A 21,272-nucleotide genomic window follows, 5' to 3' on the forward strand; every position below is an offset into this window, starting at 1 on the left:
TGTGATAGTGCGCTGACCCGACTCCGCTGCCCGCGTTCCGCCGTGTCACACTCGGACCATGCGCGTGTATCTCGGCTCCGACCATGCGGGCTTCGAACTCAAGAACCACCTCGTCGAGTGGCTCAAGGCGGCGGGCCACGACCCCGTCGACTGCGGACCCCACATCTACGACGCCCAGGACGACTACCCGCCCTTCTGCCTGCGCGCCGCGGAGCGCACGGCCGCGGACCCCGACTCCCTCGGCATCGTGATCGGCGGCTCCGGCAACGGCGAGCAGATCGCCGCGAACAAGGTCAAGGGCGTGCGTGCGGCCCTGGCCTGGAGCGAGGAGACGGCCTCCCTCGGCCGCCAGCACAACAACGCGAACGTCGTCGCGGTGGGCGCGCGCATGCACACCGAGGAGGAGGCGACGAAGTTCGTCGAGACCTTCCTCGGCACGCCCTTCTCCGGCGACGAGCGCCACATCCGCCGCATCGAGATGCTCGCGGCCTACGAGTCGACCGGCGACCTCCCCCCGATCCCGCCCCACCACCCCCAGCAGTAGGACTCCGGGACGCAGCCCGGCCCCCGGCACCCCTTCCACCCACGGAGACGGGAGGGTGGGTGGGAAACGGGGACCGGGGTGAAGCCCCGGCGGGGTCTGGGGCAGAGCCCCAGGGCCGGTGCCCCTTCACCCACCGAGACGGGCGGGTGGGCGGGCAGAAGAACCGCAAGAGAGGACACCCGTGCCGGAGGGGCACACCATCCACCGCCTGGCGCAGGACTACGCCGCCCACTTCCGAGGCCGGCGGACCACCGTCACCAGCCCCCAGGGCAAGTTCACCGCCGCCCCCCTCCTCACCGGAGCGGAGCTCACCCGCACGGAAGCCCACGGCAAACACCTCTTCCTGCGCTTCCGCGAGAGCGACTGGATCCACATCCACCTCGGCCTCTTCGGCAAGGTCACCTTCGGCGACGCCCCCGCGCCCCCGCCCGCGGACACCGTCCGCCTCCGCCTCGCCAACACGGCGGCGTACGTCGACCTGCGCGGCCCCACCACCTGCGCCCTGATCAACGACGCCGAGAAGCAGGTCGTGCACGACCGCCTCGGCCCCGACCCCCTGCGCCCCGACGCCGACCCGGACCGGGCCTACGCCCGCATACGCCGCAGCCGTACGTCCATCGCCGCCTTGCTGATGGACCAGAAGATCGTCGCGGGCGTCGGCAACGTCTACCGCGCCGAGGTCCTCTTCCGGCACCGCGTCGACCCCTACCGCCCCGGCAGCGACGTGACCCCGGCCGAGTGGGACGCCATCTGGACCGACCTCGTCGCCCTCATGCGCGAGGGCGTCCGCAACAACCGCATCGACACCGTCCGCCCGGAGCACACCCCCGAGGCCATGGGCCGCCCGCCCCGCGTCGACGACCACGGCGGCGAGGTCTACGTCTACCGCCGTACCGCCCTGCCCTGCCACATCTGCGGCGCGGACATCCGCACCGCCGGCCTGGCCGCCCGCAACCTGTTCTGGTGCCCCACCTGTCAGCAGCCCGCGAGGGCCGGATGAGACGGCCGTCTCAGAACCCGTGCGGCAGCCACGGCGCCACCGCCGAGCCGAACGCCACCGACACCGGGGCCAGTGCCCCGGGCCGCAGCTCCCGTACCAGCCCGGCCGCCGCCAGCCCGGCCAGCGGTACGCCACCGAGATAGGCCGCCCCCAACTCCCTTACGGACAGGGAGAGTTCCGCCGCATCCGAGGTGCGTTCGCAGGAGGCGCCCTTCGGGTCCCCGGTCAGCCGCCACCGCCCGGCGTTCCAGGGGCAGAAGTCGTCCGCCACCTCCAGCACCACGTCCACCGGCGTCTGGTAGGTCCGCGCGGCGAGCGCCGCACCCACGTCCACGAGCCGTACGTACAGCGAGTCCTTCAGCCGCGGCCGGCACCGCCGGATGTCGGACACCAGGTACTGCCAGGCGTCGTCGACCGGCTGCCCCCGCACGGTCAGCGTCGAGGTCAGGTCGATGCCGAACAGGAACCGCCACAGCGCCGCGTCGCTCGCCGGGTCCAGCGCGGCCAGGTCCCTGAGCCGCACCTCGCCCTCCGGCCCGCCGGCGCCCCAGCCGGGCTTGACGCGGTAACGGGCGTACCCCGTGACCTCGCCGGCCCGCTCGGCGACCACGCACTGCAGCGGCGAGGCACCCTCCCGCGCGCTCTCCGGATCGAGCAGCGCCACCCGCTCCCAGCCGGGCTGCCGGGCCAGCATGCCGGGCCGCCCGGGCACCAGCCGCGCGTACACCGCCTCGCAGTCGTCCAGCGCGTCGGCGGGCGCCGCGAACCTCAGGCGTACGTCGTCCGTGCCGGCCGGGACCGAAAGACCGGCCCGGTCGGTGTCGATCTCGGCGGCGAGCTGGAAGGTCGCCGCGCCGTACCCGAAGCGGCCGTAGATCGCGGGCTCGGAGGCGGTCAGCACCGCCAGCGACTCGCCCCAGGAGCGCACGTCGTCCAACTGCCGCCGCATCATGGACGTCAGCACACCGCGCCTCCGGTGCGTGGCGGCCACGCTCACCATCGTCACGCCGGCCGCCGGCAGCAGGTCGCCGCCCGGCACGGTGATCCGGAAGCTGAACGCCCCCGCCGTGCCCACGCACGTGTCCCCGTCCCAGACACCCAGCGAACGGGTCGGCTCGGTCAGGGCGTCCCAGAGTTCCCGCTCCTCGTCCGGCTCCGGGACCCCTCCGAAGGCGCGGATCAGATTGTCGTACCAGGGGTTCCACTCGTCGCGTCGCAGCACCCTCGGCCCGGTCGCATGCTCAGTCGCCATGCGCCATGCCTACCAGCGCGCAACGGAACGGGCGAACGAATTTCGTCCAGGTGGCAGCGCGACGGCCGCCGGTGAAGTTCACTGTCAATCCGAGCCTCGGACGGGGGACAAGTGGGACCTCCCGTGCCAAGCGTCAGGTCGGATGGATAGGGTCCCCAACTAATGGCAGCAGGACGACAGCGGCGCGCGGAAGCCGAGACGTTCACGGCCCGGTTGAAGATGCAGTGGCACCGGGCCCGGGTCGGCGTGCGCAGAGCCGCCGTCGACTACTTCCGCGGGGACGGCTCGGACTGGATCGCGCTCGGCGGTCTGCTGCTGACCATCCCGCTGATCCTGGCGCTGACGCTCGCCAACTCGGTGTGGTTCTCGCCGGTCGCGCTGGTGCTGCCCATCGTCGCCGGCGGACTGCTGCTGCGCCCGGCGAGCCTGCTCGGCCTGTACGCCGCCGCGGCCACGGCGCTGATCGTGGAGTCGGTGCGGCTCGGGCCGTACACCGAGGGCCCGTCCCGGGTGACCCCGGGCGTGGTGCTCGTGGTCGCCGCCTGCGGCTTCTTCGGGCTGATCATCGCCCAGTTCCGCAGCCGGGTCGGCGTGCCCTGGCGGCGAGGCGGCACCATGCTGTTCGACCTGCGTGAACGCATCCGCGTGCAGAGCAAGCTGCCGCAACTGCCCGGCGGCTGGCACCACGAGATGGCGCTGCGCCCGGCCGGCGGCCAGTCCTTCTCCGGCGACTTCGTGGTCGCCGCCCGTACGAACGGCGGCCGCACCCTGGAGGTCGTGCTCACGGACGTGTCCGGCAAGGGCATGGACGCGGGTTCGCGGGCGCTGCTGCTGTCGGGCGCGTTCGGCGGTCTGCTCGGCAGCCTGCCCCCGCACGCGTTCCTGCCCGCCGCCAACGGCTATCTGCTGCGCCAGGACTGGGACGAGGGCTTCGCGACCTCCATCCACCTGGTGCTGGACCTCGACTCCGGCGACTACGAGCTGTACTCCGCGGGGCACCCGCCGGGCCTCCAGCTCAGCGCGGGCAGCGGCCGCTGGGAGGAGAAGGCCGCCGAGGGCCCGCTCCTCGGCGTGTACGACGGCGCCCAGTTCGACCCGGTCAAGGGCTCCCTGCGCGCCGGGGACGTCCTGATGCTGTTCACCGACGGCCTGGTGGAGACGTCGGACCGGGACATCGTCGAGGGCATCGACCGCCTCACGGGCGAGGCCGACCGCTATGTCGCCGGCGGCTTCCACGGGGCCGCCTGGCACCTGATCGAGGCGGTGGCGAAGGACGTCAACGACGACCGCGCCCTGCTCCTGATCTGCCGCGAGGGCCCCACGGCGCTCGTGGCACGCTGACACACTGGGCACGTGACCGGCACGCCCCGCACCCCGCGCACCCTGTCCCTGGCCGAGGTCGAGAGCGTGGCCAGGGCCGCCCACGAGGGGCAGACCGACAAGGCGGGCCGGCCCTACGCCGAGCACCTGCGGGCCGTCGCCGAAGGCGTGCGCTCCCGGGGCGGTGACGGCGAACAGATCGCGGCGGCCTGGCTGCACGACTCCGTGGAGGACTGCGTCCTGTCCGAACGGTGGCTGCGCGAGGCCGCGCTGAGCCGCCGTACGAAGGACATCGTGCGCGCGGTCACCAAGCGGGCGGGGGAGGAGCCGGAGGCGTACGCGCGGCGGATCCTCGCCACGCCCGGGGCGTTGCTGGTGAAGGAGGCGGACCTGGCGCACAACGCCGACCCGGTCCGCCTCGCGGTCCTCGACGAGGCCACCCGCACCCGGCTGACCGGGAAGTACGCGCGGATGCGCGCGCTCCTCGGTCTCCAGGACGGCCCTGTCAGGCGCTGACCGAGCCGGCCTTTGCCGGCTGCGGCCGCTGTGCCTCCCGGCGCTCGCGGGCCTGGTCGCCCGCGTCCTGCCGGAAGGCCCACTTCATCTCCGGTTCCATCACGCAGCGGAAGACCCGCCGCACGGGCGCCGTGCACAGCAGGGTGACGACCGCCGCCGCCACGACGGTGACGAGGATCTCGCCGAGCGGGCCGTGCAACCAGGCGTGGTCGAACCAGCCCTGGTAGTCGGCGCCCTTCAGGACGAAGCCGTGCAGCAGATAGCCGCACAGCGTGCCCGCGCCGAGCGCCGTGAACCACGTCCGACGGCCCGGCACCCAGGCGAAGAAGCAGGCGGTCAGCACCAGCGAGCAGCCGAACAGCGCCAGCGTCATCACCGGTCCGACCCACCAGGGCGCGCCCAGCTCCTGCGCTGCGTCACGGTGGTAGAACCAGGCGGCGTTCATCCGCGGCACCGCCCACCAGCCGACGCACAGCGCCATCGCCACCACCGGCACCGACGCGATCCGCACCGAGCGGCGCCGCACCAACTGGAAGTGCTCGGGCTTCATCACCAGACCCAGCACGAAGAACGGCAGGAACTGAAGAACCCGCTGGAGGTCCAGGTCGTTTCGGATGCTCGGGCTGAGCGACGCCAGCATCGCGACGCCGAGCGCGACCGGGAGCGGCCGGCGGACCAGCTTCCAGAGCGGCGTGGTCAGCCGCCAGACGAACAGGGCGCACAGGAACCAGGTCAGGTACCAGGGGTCGAGGAGACTGATGTCCTGGTCGGGGTTGTGGCCGGCGTAGCGGTTGAAGAGGGAGAGGGTGGTCTCGAAGACGACGTACGGAACCGCGACACCGGTGATCAGCCGTTTGAGCCGGTCGGGGCGGGCGTCGAAGCTGCGGGAGAAGTAGCCGGAGATGACGATGAAGGCCGGCATGTGGAAGGCGTACACGACCATGTAGAGGCCCTGGAGCACGCGGCTGTCGTCCTTCAGCGGCTCCCAGAAGTGCCCCATCGCCACCAGCACGATCGCCAGGTACTTCGCGTTGTCGAAGAACGCGTCGCGCCGTTTGGCGGGTCTTCCCTCCGGCTCGCCCGATCCGCGCGGATTCGGCACCCCCGGGGCCGGCGACTGTGCCGAAGGGAGCGGCGTTCTGTTCTGGCGGGGGGACGAGGCAGCGTGGAACATCTGAGGCACCCTAGTGTCGACCGCGTGTTTCCGTAAAAGCCCGGATGTCGTTCCTGATTATTTCGCCGCGGCTACCCCGGATTTGACGAACCAACTTGCCTTCGAGGGTGACGGTCGACACATCGCGCGGATCCCTTGGCCGGGTCGATCGCACCCCAATGTCCGTAATTATCCCGCTAGGTTGACGGAGGAGTTCGCGTCTTGGGTGGCGATCTGAATTCCTTGCGAACATCGTGTGCAGGCATGTGCACGGTCTCGCTGAATTCCCGGTCGGGCGGCGCGGCGACCACTCTCGAATTACCGTACGGATCACGGCTGGAGAAGCGCTCCTGGCCGGGGAACGGGATCCCCGGAGAGAGGGACTTGACCGAGGATGTGTCAGCCGCCGCATGGCGAAGCCCGGTTGGTGGCACGATGGTTCCAGCGGGGTGCGCGGGGATGGCGTCCGCGGGCCGGGAGAGCGACCGACCGAGGGTGTGATCAGTTGTGGCCATTTCACTGTCAGTGGTGCTGCTGTTGGCGATCATCCTGGTGGTGCTGCTCCGAGGCGGAACCATCAAGGCCGGCCCGGCCATCGTCGCCATCCTCTTCGGCTTCTTCCTCGCCTCCACCGGAATGGCGCCGTCGATCCAGCGCTTCCTGAACTCGATAGCGCACACGATCAACTCAATCAGTTTCTGACGAGAGCATGCCCGGCCCTGGATCGTGCGATTGCCCTGCCTGCTGCCGTTCGGCCGCTCGCCTCGGCGACGGGGCGGGAGCCGTGGGAGGAGTACCTCGCACTCGACGACTTGCTCGTCCGGCTCGGGGCGGACGCCGGCCGTCGCCCGGCCTTCCAGTCGGCGTTCCCGGTCCGGCCCCGACCCGTCGGACCGGCCGGACGAGCCACCGCTCGCGATCCCTGGAAAACGATCAGGGCCAGGTCGGAGGAAACATCCTCCGACCTGGCCCTGAATCATCTGGAGCGGGCGACGGGAATCGAACCCGCGTAGCCAGTTTGGAAGACTGGGGCTCTACCATTGAGCTACGCCCGCACACAAGACGCCGCCGGTCTGACCGACCGCGGCACACAAGGCATCGTAGCGGGTCGTGTGGCGTCGGCGCACACTCCGTTCCCGTGACCGCTCCCGCGAGGTTCCCGCGAGCCGCCTCCGCGCCGTTCGCGCCGGGTGCGCCCCCGTGCCGGGCGGCGCGATCCCGGTGGTTGCGGAAAGCGACGTCCCCACTGGCTGCGGGCATGTACCCTACGTCTCGCACCAGACGGGGTGTGGCGCAGCTTGGTAGCGCGTCCGCTTTGGGAGCGGAAGGCCGTGGGTTCAAATCCCGCCACCCCGACCATCCGCCGGCCACCGGTCGGCGTCACCACGCGTGATCGCCTTTGGGGACGCGGAGTGGCTGCGGTTACTATGCAAACTGCGCGCCCGTGTGTCCGGTCCTGCTTGGGCCTGCGAACTCCTCCGGGCGGGGCGAAATCCGCCGGGCCCGTCTGGCCCCGGCAGAATCCAAGCAGTCAGCCACAAGGAGACCGAACCGTGAAGAGCGCCGTGGAGACCCTGAACCCGACCCGGGTTCGGCTCACTGTCGAGGTGCCCTTCGAGGAGCTCAAGGACAGCCTCGACGCGGCGTACAAGAAGATCAACCAGCAGGTCACGGTGAAGGGCTTCCGCAAGGGCAAGATCCCGGCCCGCGTCATCGACCAGCGGTTCGGCCGCGGTGCGGTTCTGGAGGAGGCCGTCAACGACGCGCTGCCGAAGTTCTACACCGAGGCGGTCAACGAGGCGGAGCTGAACCCGCTGGGCCAGCCCGAGGTCGACATCACCGAGCTGAAGGACGGCGAGACGCTGAACTTCACCGCCGAGGTGGACGTCCGCCCGACCGTCGAGATCCCGGACTACTCCGGCATCGAGGTCGAGGTCGACGCCGTCGAGGTCACCGACGAGGACGTCGACAAGGCCGTCGAGCAGCTCCGTGAGCGCTTCGCCTCGACGAGCCCGGTCGAGCGCGCCGCCGAGGACGGCGACGTGGTCACCGTCGACCTGGAGGCCAAGGTCGACGGCGAGGTCCTCGAGGACGGCGTGGCCAACGGCGTCTCCTACACCATCGGCTCCGGCGAGCTCCTTGACGGCATCGACGACGCCGTGAAGGGCCAGGAGGCCGGTGGCGAGGCCACCTTCACCTCCGAGCTCAAGGGCGGCTCCGCGGCCGGCAAGGAGGCCGAGGTCACCGTCAAGGTCTCCCAGGTCGCCGCGCGTGAACTGCCCGAGCTGAACGACGACTTCGCTCAGCTCGCCTCCGAGTTCGACACCCTCGAGGAGCTGCGCGCGGACAGCCGCAAGCGCCTCGAGAACATGAAGCAGTTCGACCAGGCCACGCAGGCCCAGGAGCGCGTCCTGGACAAGCTGCTCGAGCTGGTCGAGGTCCCGGTCCCCGAGAAGCTGCTCGAGGACGAGATCAACACCCGCAAGCACAACCTCGAGCACCACCAGCTCGGCCAGATGGGCCTCACCCTCGACAAGTACCTGGAGATCCAGGGCAAGACCGCCGAGGAGTTCGACACCGAGACCCGCGAGGCCGCGGTCAAGGGCATCAAGACCCAGTTCGTCCTCGACGAGCTGGTCAAGACGGAGAAGCTCAACGTCAACCAGGAGGAGCTCACCGAGCACCTCATGCGCCGCGCCGCCTCCTCCGGCATGTCCCCCGACCAGTTCGCCCAGGCGGTCGTCGAGCAGAACCAGGTTCCGCTGCTGGTCGGCGAGGTCGCCCGCGGCAAGGCCCTGGCCGTCGTGGTCGAGGCCGCGACCGTGAAGGACACCAACGGCGAGATCGTCGACCTGGACGACGAGGAGGACGAGGCCGCCGAGGCCGAGACCGCCGCCGAGGGCGAGGGCGAGGAGAAGGCCGAGGCCTGATCCGTACGGCACACGGATGCGCACGGAGGGCGGGCCCCGGGTACGTTGGTGACCTGGGGCCCGTTCGCTTTTCCGGAAGCCCGCGCGCTACGCCCCCGGCGAACACTCCCCTCAGCGGGATTCGCCGAAGGGGGCCGCGCGTTAGGGTCCATGAGTACGGGGGCAGGGGAGTCCCCAGCCCCTGGCAGGAACACGTGAGACGGCCCGGCGCCGTCGTAAGACGAGCAGGTGGATACGTGACGAATCTGATGCCCTCCGCCGCCGGCGAGCCTTCCATCGGTGGTGGCCTCGGCGACCAGGTCTACAACCGGCTGCTGGGCGAGCGGATCATCTTCCTCGGCCAGCCGGTCGACGACGACATCGCGAACAAGATCACCGCACAGCTGCTGCTCCTTGCCGCGGACCCGGACAAGGACATCTACCTGTACATCAACAGCCCCGGCGGCTCGATCACGGCCGGCATGGCGATCTACGACACCATGCAGTTCATCAAGAACGACGTGGTGACCATCGCCATGGGCCTCGCGGCCTCGATGGGTCAGTTCCTGCTCAGCGCGGGCACCCCCGGCAAGCGCTTCGCGCTGCCGAACGCCGAGATCCTGATCCACCAGCCGTCCGCGGGCCTGGCCGGCTCCGCCTCGGACATCAAGATCCACGCCGAGCGGCTGCTGCACACCAAGAAGCGCATGGCCGAGCTGACCTCCTTCCACACCGGCCAGTCGGTCGAGCAGATCACCCGCGACTCCGACCGCGACCGCTGGTTCGACGCCCACGAGGCCAAGGAGTACGGCCTCATCGACGACGTCATCCCGACGGCCGCCGGCATGCCGGGCGGCGGCGGCACCGGGGCCTGAGCCGCCCACGGGGCCCACGAGGCCCCCTGAGCCGCTCCCGCGGAGTCCCGGCCCCGTGCGGGCGTCCGAGACCTCCGCGCAGCCCAGCCAGCCCCAGCCGACCGCCCAGCCCCTTTCCAGGAGACACCGTGAACGACTTCCCCGGCAGCGGCCTCTACGACCGTACGCGTGCCGAGTACACCGGCCCCACGGCCGAATCCCGCTATGTGATCCCGCGCTTCGTGGAGCGCACCTCCCAGGGCATCCGCGAGTACGACCCGTACGCGAAGCTCTTCGAGGAGCGGGTGATCTTCCTCGGCGTCCAGATCGACGACGCCTCCGCCAACGACGTCATGGCGCAGCTCCTGTGCCTGGAGTCGATGGACCCCGACCGGGACATCTCGGTCTACATCAACAGCCCCGGCGGCTCCTTCACGGCGCTCACCGCGATCTACGACACGATGCAGTTCGTGAAGCCCGACATCCAGACCGTCTGCATGGGCCAGGCCGCCTCCGCGGCCGCCATCCTGCTGGCCGCCGGCACGCCGGGCAAGCGCATGGCCCTGCCCAACGCCCGGGTGCTGATCCACCAGCCGTACAGCGAGACCGGCCGCGGTCAGGTCTCCGACCTGGAGATCGCCGCCAACGAGATCCTCCGGATGCGTGCGCAGCTGGAGGAGATGCTGGCCAAGCACTCCACCACGCCGATCGAGAAGATCCGCGAGGACATCGAGCGCGACAAGATCCTCACGGCCGAGGAGGCCCTGTCGTACGGGCTCGTCGACCAGATCATCTCCACCCGCAAGATGAACAACGCGTCCGTCCGCTGACGGGAGGCAGTATCGTCTGCCACTCCTTGGCACGGTGCACGTCAAAGCGAACCGTGCCAAGGGGGGCCCGAACGAGGGGCCCGGCAAGGTACCGTCGACATAAGGCAGCACCAGGAGCCGCTGGACCTAGGCGTCTCCCAGGCGAAGGGGAAGCACACCGTGGCACGCATCGGTGACGGCGGCGATCTGCTCAAGTGCTCGTTCTGCGGCAAGAGCCAGAAGCAGGTCAAGAAGCTCATCGCAGGGCCCGGTGTGTACATCTGCGACGAGTGCATCGATCTCTGCAACGAGATCATCGAGGAGGAACTCGCGGAGACCAGCGAGGTGCGTTGGGAGGAACTGCCCAAGCCCCGCGAGATCTACGAGTTCCTGGACGGGTACGTCGTCGGCCAGGAGGCCGCGAAGAAAGCCCTGTCCGTCGCGGTGTACAACCACTACAAGCGCGTCCAGGCCGGCGAGAACGGCGGCGCGCAGGGCCGGGACGACGGCATCGAACTCGCCAAGTCCAACATCCTTCTGCTGGGCCCCACGGGCTCGGGCAAGACCCTGCTGGCCCAGACACTGGCCCGCATGCTGAACGTCCCGTTCGCCATCGCCGACGCCACGGCGCTGACGGAGGCCGGATACGTCGGCGAGGACGTCGAGAACATCCTGCTGAAGCTGATCCAGGCGGCCGACTACGACGTCAAGAAGGCCGAGACCGGGATCATCTACATCGACGAGATCGACAAGGTCGCGCGGAAGAGTGAAAACCCCTCCATCACCCGCGATGTGTCGGGCGAGGGTGTCCAGCAGGCCCTGCTGAAGATCCTGGAGGGGACCACGGCCTCGGTCCCGCCGCAGGGCGGCCGCAAGCACCCCCACCAGGAGTTCATCCAGATCGACACGACGAACGTCCTGTTCATCGTGGGCGGTGCCTTCGCGGGCCTGGAGAAGATCATCGAGGGCCGGGCGGGTGCCAAGGGCATCGGCTTCGGCGCGACGATCCGTTCCAAGCGGGAGCTGGAGACCAAGGACCAGTTCGAGGACGTCATGCCCGAGGACCTGGTCAAGTTCGGCATGATCCCGGAGTTCATCGGCCGTCTGCCGGTGATCACCTCGGTCCACAACCTGGACCGCGAGGCGCTCCTGAAGATCCTCGTCGAACCGCGCAACGCCCTGGTCAAGCAGTACCAGCGCCTGTTCGAACTCGACGGCGTGGAGCTGGACTTCGAGCGCGAGGCCCTGGAGGCCATCGCCGACCAGGCCATCCTCCGCCAGACCGGCGCCCGCGGTCTGCGCGCCATCATGGAGGAGGTGCTCCAGGGCGTGATGTACGAGGTCCCGTCCCGCAAGGACGTGGCCCGCGTGGTCATCACGGCCGACGTCGTCCTCTCCAACGTCAACCCGACCCTGATCCCGCGCGACGCGCGCGGCCGCGGTCCTGGCGAGCAGAAGACGGCGTAACCGCCGCACGAACCGGAAAGGGGCCCCGGTCTACCGACCGGGGCCCCTCTCCGAATGTGTCAGGCCTTGACGCGGACGTCGTTGCGCAGCTTCGCCGTGAGATCGGCCGCGTCCTCGAGGGAGACGCCGCCTCCCGTCGCCATCTTGGCCACGTCCATCGACAGCACGTAGGCGACCGTGCTGTGGTCCCCCCAGATGCACATGGGCACGTTCATGACCTTCGGAACGCCGGCCGTCGCCTTCTCGTTCGTGATCTTGGCGTTCTGGCACTTCATGACGCCGTTGTCGAAGCCGGACGGCGTCATCTTCTGCGGGTTGCCCTCGAGTTCGCCCTTGCCGCCGTCGCCGCCCTTGTCCTTCTGGGACTCGGTCTTCAGCTTGGCGAACATCGAGTCGACGACGCTCTCCGGGTCATCGATCGTGCCGTAGACACCGCTGAAGTTCAGCATCTTCAGCGTCAGACCCTCACCGGCGCTGTAACCGGCACTGACGTCCTGGGGGTTCTTCACGCCCCACTTCTCGGCATCCTTGAGGTCGGACTTGGTCATGCCGTCGGAGTCGTCGCTCGGGCCCTTCTTGTACTCCCCGCCCAGCACCGTCGCCGGCGTCGTCAGCTTGTGCGGACCGTCGTCCTTGATGCCGGAGCCGCCGCCCCCGCCGATCACGAAGTACGCGCCCACCGCGATCGCCGCGACGACCGCCACCGCGCCGATGATCAGGCCCGTCTTCCTGCCGCCGCCACCGGCGGCCGGGGGCTGCGGGGCGCCGCCGTAGGGAGGCTGGCCGTACGGGGGCTGCTGGCCGTAGGGAGGCTGCTGGCCGTAGGGGTTCGGCTGGGGCGGGACGCCCGGCGCGGCGGGCTGCTGCGGGTAGCCGTAGCCGGGCTGCGGCTGGGGGGGAGGGGCCTGCTGGGGGTAGCCGTAGCCGGGCTGGGGCGGTCCCTGCGGCGGCTGCTGGCCGTAGGGCCCAGGCTGACCGTACGGCCCGGGCTGCTGGGGCTGCCCGCCGTACGGGCCCGGCTGGTTCTCGCTCATTTCCTGGGTTCCCCTCCAGATGCTTATGTGTCCCTGACATCCTGGCCCAGGTGCGCCCACACCATGTCATCGGGGCCGCCACCGTTACGAAACAAATGCGGTTCGGGACGGCGCGGTGACGCATCTAAACTGACCCCGTGACCGAGAACGCTCAGCAGCAGCCACCAGCGCCCGACACCGAACTGCCGACCCAGTACGCGCCGGCCGACGTAGAGGGGCCGCTGTACGAGCGCTGGGTGGAGCGGGGCTATTTCGAGGCGGACGCGAAGAGCGACAAGCCGCCGTTCACCGTCGTCATCCCGCCGCCGAACGTCACGGGCTCGCTCCACCTGGGGCACGCCTTCGAGCACACGCTCATCGACGCCCTCACGCGCCGCAAGCGGATGCAGGGCTACGAGACGCTGTGGCAGCCCGGCATGGACCACGCCGGCATCGCCACCCAGAACGTCGTCGAGCGTGAACTCGGCAAGGAGGGCAAGTCCCGGCACGACCTCGGCCGCGAGGCCTTCGTCGAGCGCGTCTGGCAGTGGAAGAACGAGTCCGGCGGGCAGATCTCCGGCCAGATGCGCCGCCTCGGCGACGGCGTCGCCTGGTCCCGTGAGCGCTTCACCATGGACGAGGGTCTGTCGCAGGCCGTTCAGACCATCTTCAAGCGGCTCTACGACGACGAGCTGATCTACCGCGCCGAGCGCATCATCAACTGGTGCCCCCGGTGCCTGACCGCCATCTCCGACATCGAGGTCGAGTACCAGGACGACGACGGCGAGCTCGTCTCGATGACGTACGGCGACGGGGACGACACCATCGTCGTCGCCACCACCCGTGCCGAGACCATGCTCGGTGACACCGCCGTCGCCGTTCACCCCGACGACGAGCGCTACCGCCACCTCGTCGGCAAGCTCATCAAGCTGCCGCTGACCGACCGTTCCATCCCGGTCGTCGCGGACGAGCACGTCGACCCGGAGTTCGGCACCGGCGCCGTCAAGGTCACCCCGGCCCACGACCCGAACGACTTCGAGATCGGCCGGCGCCACGACCTGCCCGCCATCACCGTGATGGACGAGCACGCCGTCATCACCGTCCACGGCCCCTTCCAGGGCCTGGACCGCTTCGAGGCCCGCTCCGCCATCGTCGGCGCGCTGCGCGCCGAGGGCCGGATCGTCGCGGAGAAGCGCCCGTACGTCCACTCCGTCGGCCACTGCTCGCGCTGCAAGACCACCGTCGAGCCGCGCCTGTCCATGCAGTGGTGGGTCAAGGTCGGCCCGCTGGCCAAGGCCGCCGGCGACGCCGTCCGGGACGGCCGCGTCAAGATCCATCCGCAGGAGATGGAGAAGCGGTACTTCGACTGGGTCGACAACCTCCACGACTGGTGCATCTCGCGGCAGTTGTGGTGGGGCCACCGCATCCCCGTCTGGTACGGGCCCAACGGCGAGGTCGTCTGCGTCGGACCCGACGAGCAGCCGCCCGGCACCGAGGCCGAGGGCTGGAAGCAGGACACCGACGTCCTCGACACCTGGTTCTCCTCCGGCCTGTGGCCGTTCTCCACCCTCGGCTGGCCCGAACAGACCGAGAGCCTCGCGAAGTTCTACCCGAACTCCGTCCTGGTCACCGGCTACGACATCCTCTTCTTCTGGGTCGCCCGGATGATGATGTTCGGCCTCTACGCGATGGACGGCACCCCGCCGTTCCACACCATCGCCCTGCACGGCATGGTCCGCGACCAGTTCGGCAAGAAGATGTCGAAGTCCTTCGGCAACGCGGTCAACCCGCTGGACTGGATGGACAAGTACGGCTCCGACGCCCTCCGGTTCACCCTCGCCCGCGGCGCCAACCCCGGCGTCGACGTCCCGATCGGCGAGGACTGGGTCCAGGGCTCGCGCAACTTCGCCAACAAGATCTGGAACGCCACCCGCTTCGCGCTGATGAACGGCGCGACGGTGGACGGACCGCTGCCGGACGCCTCGAAGATGTCGGCGACCGACCGCTGGATCCTGTCCCGGCTGAACTCGGTCGTCGCCGAAGTGGACGCGTACTACGAGGACTTCCAGTTCGCCAAGCTGTCGGACACGCTGTTCCACTTCGCCTGGGACGAGGTCTTCGACTGGTACGTCGAGCTGTCCAAGACGACGTTCCAGGCGGGCGGGGAGCCGGCCGAGGTCTCCAAACGCGTCCTGGGCGAGGTCCTCGACGTCACGTTGAAGCTGCTGCACCCGGTGGTCCCGTTCGTCACGGAGACCCTGTGGACGACGCTGACCGGCGGCGAGTCCGTCGTCGTCGCCGAATGGCCGGCCGACAGCGGCTTCCGGGACGCGGGCGCCGAGAAGGAGATCGAGTCCCTCCAGTCGGTCATCACCGAGGTCCGCCGTTTCCGCGCCGATCAAGGCCTCCAGCCCGGCCAGCGTGTCCCGGCCCGGCTGACCCTCGACGGCACGGCACTGGCGCCGCACGAGGCCGCCATCCGCCAGCTGCTGCGCCTCCAGCCGGAGGGCGACGCCTTCACCGCGACGGCGACGCTCCCGGTCTCCGGCGCCGAGGTGGCCCTCGACCTCTCCGGGACCATCGACGTGGCGGCGGAGCGCAAGCGCCTCGCCAAGGACTTGGCCAACGCCGAGAAGGAGAAGGCCCAGGCGACGGCGAAGCTCGGCAACGAGGCCTTCCTGGCCAAGGCCCCGGACAACGTCGTGGAGAAGATCCGGGGCCGCCTGGCCAAGGCCGAGGAGGACATCGCCCGGATCGCCGCGCAGCTGGAGCGGCTGCCGCAGGCGTAGCGCACGGGCAGTACCCCGCAAGCACGGGGAGCAGGGCGGCGAAGGCCCCCGGGGTCGGCTCCGGGGGCCTTCGCCCATGTATGTCGGCGGCCCTCCGTACACTGGCCTCGTGAGTGAGCTCCCCCCGGACCGCAGCGGTCAGCCCGACCCCCTCGACTCCTTCGACGAGATCATCGAGGCCGAGACCACCCGCGACCCCGATCTCGCGGTGATCGAGGCCGGCAGCCGTACCCTGCGCACGCAGGGCGGGCCGCCGCAGGCGGACGTACCCGGGCGTCCGGAGGACCCCGAGGTGGACCAGGCGCTGCGCGAGGTCGAGGGGGAGCTGGCCACCCGCTGGGGCGAGACCAAGCTGGAGCCCTCGGTCAGCCGGATCGCCGCGCTGATGGACGTGCTGGGCGAGCCGCAGCGGTCGTACCCGTCGATCCACATCACCGGCACCAACGGCAAGACCTCCACCGCCCGCATGATCGAGGCCCTGCTCGGCGCCTTCGACCTGCGCACCGGCCGGTACACCTCCCCGCACGTGCAGTCGATCACCGAGCGGATCAGCCTGGACGGCGCCCCGGTCTCCGCCGAGCGGTTCGTCGAGACGTACCAGGACATCAAGCCGTACGTGGAGATGGTCGACGCCTCGCAGGAGTACCGGCTGTCCTTCTTCGAGGTGCTGACCGGCATGGCGTACGCCGCCTTCGCCGACGCGCCGGTCGACGTGGCCGTCGTCGAGGTCGGGATGGGCGGCAGCTGGGACGCCACGAACGTCATCGACGGTGACGTCGCCGTGGTGACCCCCATTGACCTGGACCACACCGACCGCCTGGGCTCCACGCCGGGCGAGATCGCGGGCGAGAAGGCCGGCATCATCAAGCAGGGCGCCACCGTGATCATGGCCCAGCAGCCGGTGGACGCCGCCCAGGCGCTGCTGAAGAAGGCCGTGGACGTCGACGCCACGGTCGCCCGCGAGGGGCTGGAGTTCGGCGTCGTGGCCCGCCGGGTGGCCGTGGGCGGGCAGCTGCTGACCCTGCGCGGCCTGGGCGGCGAGTACCCCGAGGTGTACCTGCCGCTGCACGGCGCCCACCAGGCGCACAACGCCGCCGTGGCGCTCGCCGCCGTCGAGGCGTTCTTCGGCGTCGGCGCCCAGCGCGCCGAGTCGCTGGACCCGGAGACCGTGCGCAAGGCGTTCGCGTCCGTCGCCTCGCCGGGCCGCATGGAGGTCGTACGGCGCTCGCCGACCGTGGTGCTGGACGCCGCGCACAACCCGGCGGGCGCGCGGGTGACCGCCGAGGCGGTCCAGGAGGCGTTCGACTTCAGCCGTCTGATCGGAGTGGTCGGGGCCAGCGGCGACAAGAACGTGCGCGGTCTGCTGGAGGCCTTCGAACCGATCTTCGCGGAGATCGTGGTGACGCAGAACTCCAGCCACCGCGCGATGGACGCCGACGAACTGGCCACGCTCGCCGTCGAGGTGTTCGGCGAGGACCGGGTCCAGGTCGAGCCGCGGCTGCCGGACGCGCTGGAGGCCGCGATCACGCTCGCCGAGGAGGAGGGCGAGTTCTCCGGCGGCGGTGTACTCGTCACCGGCTCCGTCATCACCGTCGGTGAGGCCCGACTGCTCCTGGGGAGAGGCTGACTTCTCGTGCGTACGCTGTGTTCCTCGACCCTGATCGGCGAGTTCTTCGTCATCGGCTTCGCCGCGCTGGTCGCGATGAAGGACCCCGGCCTGTCCATGGCGGCGGTATGGACGGTCAGCGGCATCGCGATGCTGCTGTGCCTGCTGCTGTGCGGCGTGGTGACCCGGCCCAGCGGCGTGGTCCTCGGCTGGGTGCTCCAGGCCGCGCTGATCGCCTCCGGTCTGGTCGTGCCGACGATGTACTTCCTCGGCGTGATCTTCGCGGCCCTGTGGTGGGCCTCGGTGCACTTCGGGCGGAAGATCGAGGAGGCCAAGGCCAGATTCGCGGCGCAGGCCGCCGAGGCCGGCCCTCCGGCTGACGCTGCGTGACAGGAACGGCGACACGCCCTGTAACCTCGTCCCACCGCACATCTGCCAGGTGAAGGAGCCACCCGTGACCCAGCGCACCCTCGTCATCCTCAAGCCCGACGCCGTCCGTCGTGGCCTGACCGGCGAGATCATCAGCCGTATCGAGCGCAAGGCCGGCTGGCAGATCACCGCGCTGGACCTGCGCACCCTGGACACGGAGACCCTGGAGCAGCACTACGGCGAGCACAAGGGCAAGCCCTTCTACGAGCCGCTGATGGTGTTCATGGCCTCCGGCCCGGTCGTCGTCATGATCGTCGAGGGCGAGCGGGTCATCGAGGGCGTGCGCGCGCTGGCCGGCCCGACCGACCCGATCGCCGCCGCCCCCGGCTCGATCCGCGGCGACTACGGCGTGATCGTCCGGGAGAACCTGATCCACGCCTCGGACTCCGAGGAGTCCGCCGAGCGCGAGGTGAAGATCTTCTTCCCGGGCCGCGGCTGACCCCCCGACAGCCCTCCCCGGCCCCGCCGGGCTGACGACCCGTCAGCTCGGCAGTCCGCCTGACCTGGGCGGCCGCGCGAACCCGGCCGCCCGATGGCATACGCGGTGCCGATCGGGGGAACGAGTGCCCCCGATGGACCGTCTCCACAAGCGGGTCGGTACGCCATCTGCTGACAATGGCGAAGACCCTCGCGCAGTGTTCGTGCAGGCGCGTCTACGATGGAAGCCTTCACGCCACAGCACCCACCTCGCCGTACCTGAACCGCCGTCAAAAGCTCCCAGGGAAGGCCAGACGAATCCTGATGGGGAACTCAATGTCGTTCATCGGCCGTGACATGGCTGTCGACCTCGGGACCGCCAACACGCTGGTGTACGTCAGGGGTCGCGGGATCGTACTCAACGAGCCGTCCGTCGTCGCGATCAACACCAACACCGGTGGGATCCTCGCGGTCGGCGCCGAGGCGAAGAAGATGATCGGGCGCACGCCGGGCAACATCGTCGCCGTGCGTCCGCTCAAGGACGGCGTGATCGCGGACTTCGAGATCACCGAGCGGATGCTCCGCTACTTCATCCTGAAGATCCACAAGCGGCGGTACCTGGCTCGTCCGCGCGTCGTCGTCTGCGTGCCCTCCGGAATCACCGGTGTCGAGCGCCGCGCCGTCATCGAGGCCTCGTCCCAGGCCGGCGCGCGCCAGGTGCACATCATCGAGGAGCCGATGGCCGCGGCCATCGGCTCCGGCCTGCCGGTCCACGAGGCCACGGGCAACATGGTGGTGGACATCGGCGGCGGCACCACGGAGGTCGCGGTCATCTCGCTCGGCGGCATCGTCACCGCCCAGTCCATCCGCGTCGCGGGCGACGAACTGGACAACGCCATCATCCAGCACGTCAAGAAGGAGTACTCCCTTCTGCTGGGTGAGCGGACGGCCGAACAGATCAAGCTCACGATCGGTTCGGCGTACGACCTCGACTCCGACGAGCACACCGAAATCCGCGGCCGGGACCTCGTCTCCGGCCTGCCGAAGACCGTCGTCATCTCGGCCGCCGAAGTGCGCAGGGCGATCGAGGAACCGGTCAACGCGATCGTCGACGCGGTCAAGACGACGCTCGACAAGTGCCCGCCGGAGCTGTCCGGCGACATCATGGACCGCGGAATCGTTCTGACCGGCGGCGGCGCACTGCTGCGCGGACTGGACGAGCGGCTGCGCAGTGAGACCGGCATGCCGATCCACATCGCCGAGGACCCGCTGGACAGCGTGGCGCTCGGCTCGGGCAAGTGCGTCGAGGAGTTCGAGGCGCTCCAGCAGGTACTCGACGCCCAGCCCCGCAGATGACACAACTCTTCGACTCCGCCGTACGAGATGATCTTTTCTCGTACGGCGGATCGTTGATATAGAGGCTTAAGCTCCCGCAAGCGGGCCCCTTGGGATGGCGCGCGCAGACCGCGCTTCGCCGGGGCCACCCAGTTCCTATGAGGAAGGCACGGCCGCCGCACGTGAGGGACACGAAAGAGAGCCGGCTGCTCCTGGTGCTGCTGATCGCCATCGCGTTCGCGCTGATCACGGTGGACATCCGCGGCGGGGAGAACTCCCCGGTGGACGGTGCCCGGCAGGCCGCCGCCACCGTCTTCGGTCCGATCGAGAACGGCGTGTCGGCCGCGGTGAACCCGGTCGGCAACGCGGTCTCCGCGGTCCGCGACTCCGGCGAACGCCACGACCGGCTCGCCGCGCTGGAGAAGGAGAACGCCGCCCTCAAGGCCGAACTCGGCAGCGACGACCGCAAGCGCAGCCGCCTCACCCAGCTGAACAAGATGCTGAAGCTGGCCGGCGAGGGCCAGTACGGCATCAAGGGCGCCCAGGTCATCGCCATAGGGGCGACCCAGGGCTTCTCCTGGACCATCACCATCGACGCGGGCGCCTCCGACGGCATCCAGCGCGACATGACCGTCCTCAACGCCGACGGACTGGTCGGCCGCGTCACCACCGTGGGCCCCAGCACCTCCACCGTGCTGCTCGCCAACGACCCCGACTTCACCGTCGGCACCCGGATGGAGGGCAGCGACGAACTCGGCTTCGCCTCCGGCCAGGGCGACCGGCCGCTGCGCGTGCAACTCCTCAACGGCAAGTCGGACGTGAAGAAGGGCGACCGCATGGTCACCTTCGGCTCCCAGGCCGACAAGCCCTTCGTGCCGGGCGTCCCGGTCGGTGTCGTCTCCCGCGTCGACCCCTCCGGCGGCGACCTGACCCGCACGGTCTACGTCACGCCGTTCGTCGGCTTCTCCAAACTCGACGTCGTCGGCGTCGTCGTCCAGGCCCCGAAGAAGGACCCGCGCGACGAGGTCCTGCCGCCGAAGCCCAAGCCCACCCCGACGCCCACGGTGACCGTGACGGTCACCCCCTCCGCCGACGCCTACGCCCCCGACCGGCCGCAGCAGTAGGAGCCTCACGTCCCATGCGCATCAACCGGATCCTGCTCTCCACCGCGCTGGTCGTCGTCGCCCTGGTGATCCAGGTGAGCGTCCTGTCCCGGCTGCACCTGCCCGGCGCCGTCCCCGACCTGCTGCTGCTCACCGTGCTCGGCCTGGCCATGGTCTACGGCCATGTCGGCGGCGCCCTCGTGGGCTTCGGCGCCGGACTGCTCGCCGACATCGCCCCGCCCGCCGACCACGCCGCCGGCCGCTACGCGCTCGTGCTGTGCGTCATCGGCTACCTCGCCGGACTCATCAAGCCCGAGAACGGCCAGGTCAAGTCGGCCACCGGCCCCATGGCCGTGGTGGTGGGCGCCGCCCTCGGCTCCACCCTGCTGTACGCGGGCGTCGGCGCCCTCGTCGGCGACACCGCGGCCCGCCATGTCGGCCTGGGCGGACTGCTGCTGACGGCCGCCGTGTACGACCTGCTGCTCGCGCCCTTCGTCGTCCCCGGCATCATGTGGCTGGCCAGGCGCGCGGAGAACGATCCCCTCGCCGACACCGGCTCCGCCGGCCAGAAGACCGACATCTCCTCCGGCTGGCTCTCCTCCGGCACCGGGCTGAGCATCGGCGGCCGGCGCGGCGCGCTCGGCAGCCTGAAGGCCAAGGCCCGCACCCGCACCACCCGGGTCGGCCGCATCAAGGGGGTCAAGCGCCCGTGAGAGCACGGCAGTCGGCCGCTGCACCGGCCGCACCGGTCCGTTA

19 protein-coding genes and 2 tRNA genes are annotated in these 21,272 nt (G+C 70.1%); 17 read left to right on the top strand and 4 right to left on the bottom strand.

Features of this window, described 5'->3' with window-relative positions; genetic code table 11:
* Positions 1 to 58 precede the first annotated feature (58 nt).
* Complete coding sequence (locus tag ACIOWN_RS31590; RefSeq protein WP_362356580.1) at positions 59 to 544, top strand: ribose-5-phosphate isomerase; 486 nt, start codon at positions 59 to 61, stop codon at positions 542 to 544.
* A gap of 181 nt (positions 545 to 725) precedes the next feature.
* Entirely contained in the window at positions 726 to 1,544 is an 819-nt protein-coding gene (locus ACIOWN_RS31595) for an Fpg/Nei family DNA glycosylase (RefSeq protein WP_401984091.1), read from the top strand.
* A gap of 10 nt (positions 1,545 to 1,554) precedes the next feature.
* Here ACIOWN_RS31595 and ACIOWN_RS31600 read toward each other — a convergent pair whose 3' ends face one another.
* Positions 1,555 to 2,796: a GNAT family N-acetyltransferase gene (locus tag ACIOWN_RS31600; RefSeq protein ID WP_401984093.1), complete on the bottom strand. Its 1,242-nt coding sequence runs from the start codon at positions 2,794 to 2,796 to the stop codon at positions 1,555 to 1,557.
* 162 nt (positions 2,797 to 2,958) lie between these two features.
* Here ACIOWN_RS31600 and ACIOWN_RS31605 point away from each other — a divergent pair, with 162 nt between their 5' ends.
* Both ACIOWN_RS31605 and ACIOWN_RS31610 read left to right on the top strand, forming a co-directional pair.
* On the top strand, positions 2,959 to 4,137 hold the full coding sequence (locus ACIOWN_RS31605) for a PP2C family protein-serine/threonine phosphatase (protein WP_326802457.1): 1,179 nt from the start codon (positions 2,959 to 2,961) through the stop codon (positions 4,135 to 4,137).
* Positions 4,138 to 4,149: 12 nt separating this feature from the next.
* Positions 4,150 to 4,632, top strand: coding sequence for an HD domain-containing protein (locus tag ACIOWN_RS31610; protein ID WP_401984094.1), 483 nt, complete (start codon positions 4,150 to 4,152; stop codon positions 4,630 to 4,632).
* On the opposite strand, the gene ACIOWN_RS31615 is transcribed toward ACIOWN_RS31610, so the two are convergent.
* Complete coding sequence (locus ACIOWN_RS31615) at positions 4,622 to 5,806, bottom strand: acyltransferase family protein (RefSeq protein ID WP_401984096.1); 1,185 nt, start codon at positions 5,804 to 5,806, stop codon at positions 4,622 to 4,624. The genes ACIOWN_RS31610 and ACIOWN_RS31615 overlap by 11 nt on opposite strands.
* Positions 5,807 to 6,292: 486 nt before the next feature.
* On the opposite strand from ACIOWN_RS31615, the gene ACIOWN_RS31620 reads away from it, so the two are divergent.
* Positions 6,293 to 6,487, top strand: a complete 195-nt coding sequence (locus tag ACIOWN_RS31620) for a hypothetical protein (RefSeq protein WP_326802454.1) — start codon at positions 6,293 to 6,295, stop codon at positions 6,485 to 6,487.
* 279 nt (positions 6,488 to 6,766) lie between these two features.
* Here the strand turns inward: ACIOWN_RS31620 and ACIOWN_RS31625 are convergent.
* Positions 6,767 to 6,840 (bottom strand) — tRNA-Gly (locus ACIOWN_RS31625).
* A 227-nt stretch (positions 6,841 to 7,067) separates the two neighbouring features.
* Here ACIOWN_RS31625 and ACIOWN_RS31630 point away from each other — a divergent pair.
* From ACIOWN_RS31630 to clpX, 5 genes are all read left to right on the top strand, one after another.
* Positions 7,068 to 7,144: transfer RNA gene (locus tag ACIOWN_RS31630), tRNA-Pro, on the top strand.
* Between the two features lie 194 nt (positions 7,145 to 7,338).
* Positions 7,339 to 8,715: a trigger factor gene (tig, locus tag ACIOWN_RS31635; protein WP_401984098.1), complete on the top strand. Its 1,377-nt coding sequence runs from the start codon at positions 7,339 to 7,341 to the stop codon at positions 8,713 to 8,715.
* Between the two features lie 248 nt (positions 8,716 to 8,963).
* A complete protein-coding gene (locus ACIOWN_RS31640) occupies positions 8,964 to 9,569 on the top strand; it encodes an ATP-dependent Clp protease proteolytic subunit (protein WP_199836507.1) in 606 nt (201 codons plus the stop codon).
* A 128-nt stretch (positions 9,570 to 9,697) separates the two neighbouring features.
* The gene (locus ACIOWN_RS31645) at positions 9,698 to 10,378 is read left to right on the top strand and encodes an ATP-dependent Clp protease proteolytic subunit (RefSeq protein WP_358728576.1); all 681 of its coding nucleotides are present in this window, start codon (positions 9,698 to 9,700) and stop codon (positions 10,376 to 10,378) included.
* A 159-nt stretch (positions 10,379 to 10,537) separates the two neighbouring features.
* Complete coding sequence (clpX, locus tag ACIOWN_RS31650) at positions 10,538 to 11,824, top strand: ATP-dependent Clp protease ATP-binding subunit ClpX (protein ID WP_100566838.1); 1,287 nt, start codon at positions 10,538 to 10,540, stop codon at positions 11,822 to 11,824.
* Between the two features lie 59 nt (positions 11,825 to 11,883).
* Here the strand turns inward: clpX and ACIOWN_RS31655 are convergent, their stop codons facing one another.
* Entirely contained in the window at positions 11,884 to 12,858 is a 975-nt protein-coding gene (locus tag ACIOWN_RS31655) for a hypothetical protein (protein ID WP_362356592.1), read from the bottom strand.
* 137 nt (positions 12,859 to 12,995) lie between these two features.
* On the opposite strand from ACIOWN_RS31655, the gene ACIOWN_RS31660 reads away from it, so the two are divergent.
* From ACIOWN_RS31660 to mreD, 7 genes are all read left to right on the top strand, one after another.
* Positions 12,996 to 15,626 carry a valine--tRNA ligase gene (locus ACIOWN_RS31660; RefSeq protein ID WP_362356594.1) on the top strand — a complete coding sequence of 877 codons (2,631 nt, stop codon included), beginning with the start codon at positions 12,996 to 12,998 and terminating at the stop codon, positions 15,624 to 15,626.
* A gap of 76 nt (positions 15,627 to 15,702) precedes the next feature.
* Entirely contained in the window at positions 15,703 to 17,253 is a 1,551-nt protein-coding gene (locus ACIOWN_RS31665) for a bifunctional folylpolyglutamate synthase/dihydrofolate synthase (protein WP_401984101.1), read from the top strand.
* 6 nt (positions 17,254 to 17,259) lie between these two features.
* On the top strand, positions 17,260 to 17,622 hold the full coding sequence (locus tag ACIOWN_RS31670) for a DUF4233 domain-containing protein (protein WP_362356598.1): 363 nt from the start codon (positions 17,260 to 17,262) through the stop codon (positions 17,620 to 17,622).
* Positions 17,623 to 17,686: 64 nt separating this feature from the next.
* On the top strand, positions 17,687 to 18,100 hold the full coding sequence (gene ndk, locus ACIOWN_RS31675; protein ID WP_141360920.1) for a nucleoside-diphosphate kinase: 414 nt from the start codon (positions 17,687 to 17,689) through the stop codon (positions 18,098 to 18,100).
* A 314-nt stretch (positions 18,101 to 18,414) separates the two neighbouring features.
* Positions 18,415 to 19,434, top strand: a complete 1,020-nt coding sequence (locus ACIOWN_RS31680) for a rod shape-determining protein (RefSeq protein ID WP_100566843.1) — start codon at positions 18,415 to 18,417, stop codon at positions 19,432 to 19,434.
* Positions 19,435 to 19,595: 161 nt separating this feature from the next.
* Positions 19,596 to 20,537, top strand: a complete 942-nt coding sequence (gene mreC / locus ACIOWN_RS31685) for a rod shape-determining protein MreC (RefSeq protein ID WP_362356600.1) — start codon at positions 19,596 to 19,598, stop codon at positions 20,535 to 20,537.
* A 14-nt stretch (positions 20,538 to 20,551) separates the two neighbouring features.
* Positions 20,552 to 21,229, top strand: coding sequence for a rod shape-determining protein MreD (mreD, locus tag ACIOWN_RS31690; protein WP_362356602.1), 678 nt, complete (start codon positions 20,552 to 20,554; stop codon positions 21,227 to 21,229).
* Positions 21,230 to 21,272 lie beyond the last annotated feature (43 nt).

The organism is Streptomyces sp. NPDC087787, from assembly GCF_044743035.1.
Taxonomy (GTDB): Bacteria; Actinomycetota; Actinomycetes; order Streptomycetales; family Streptomycetaceae; genus Streptomyces.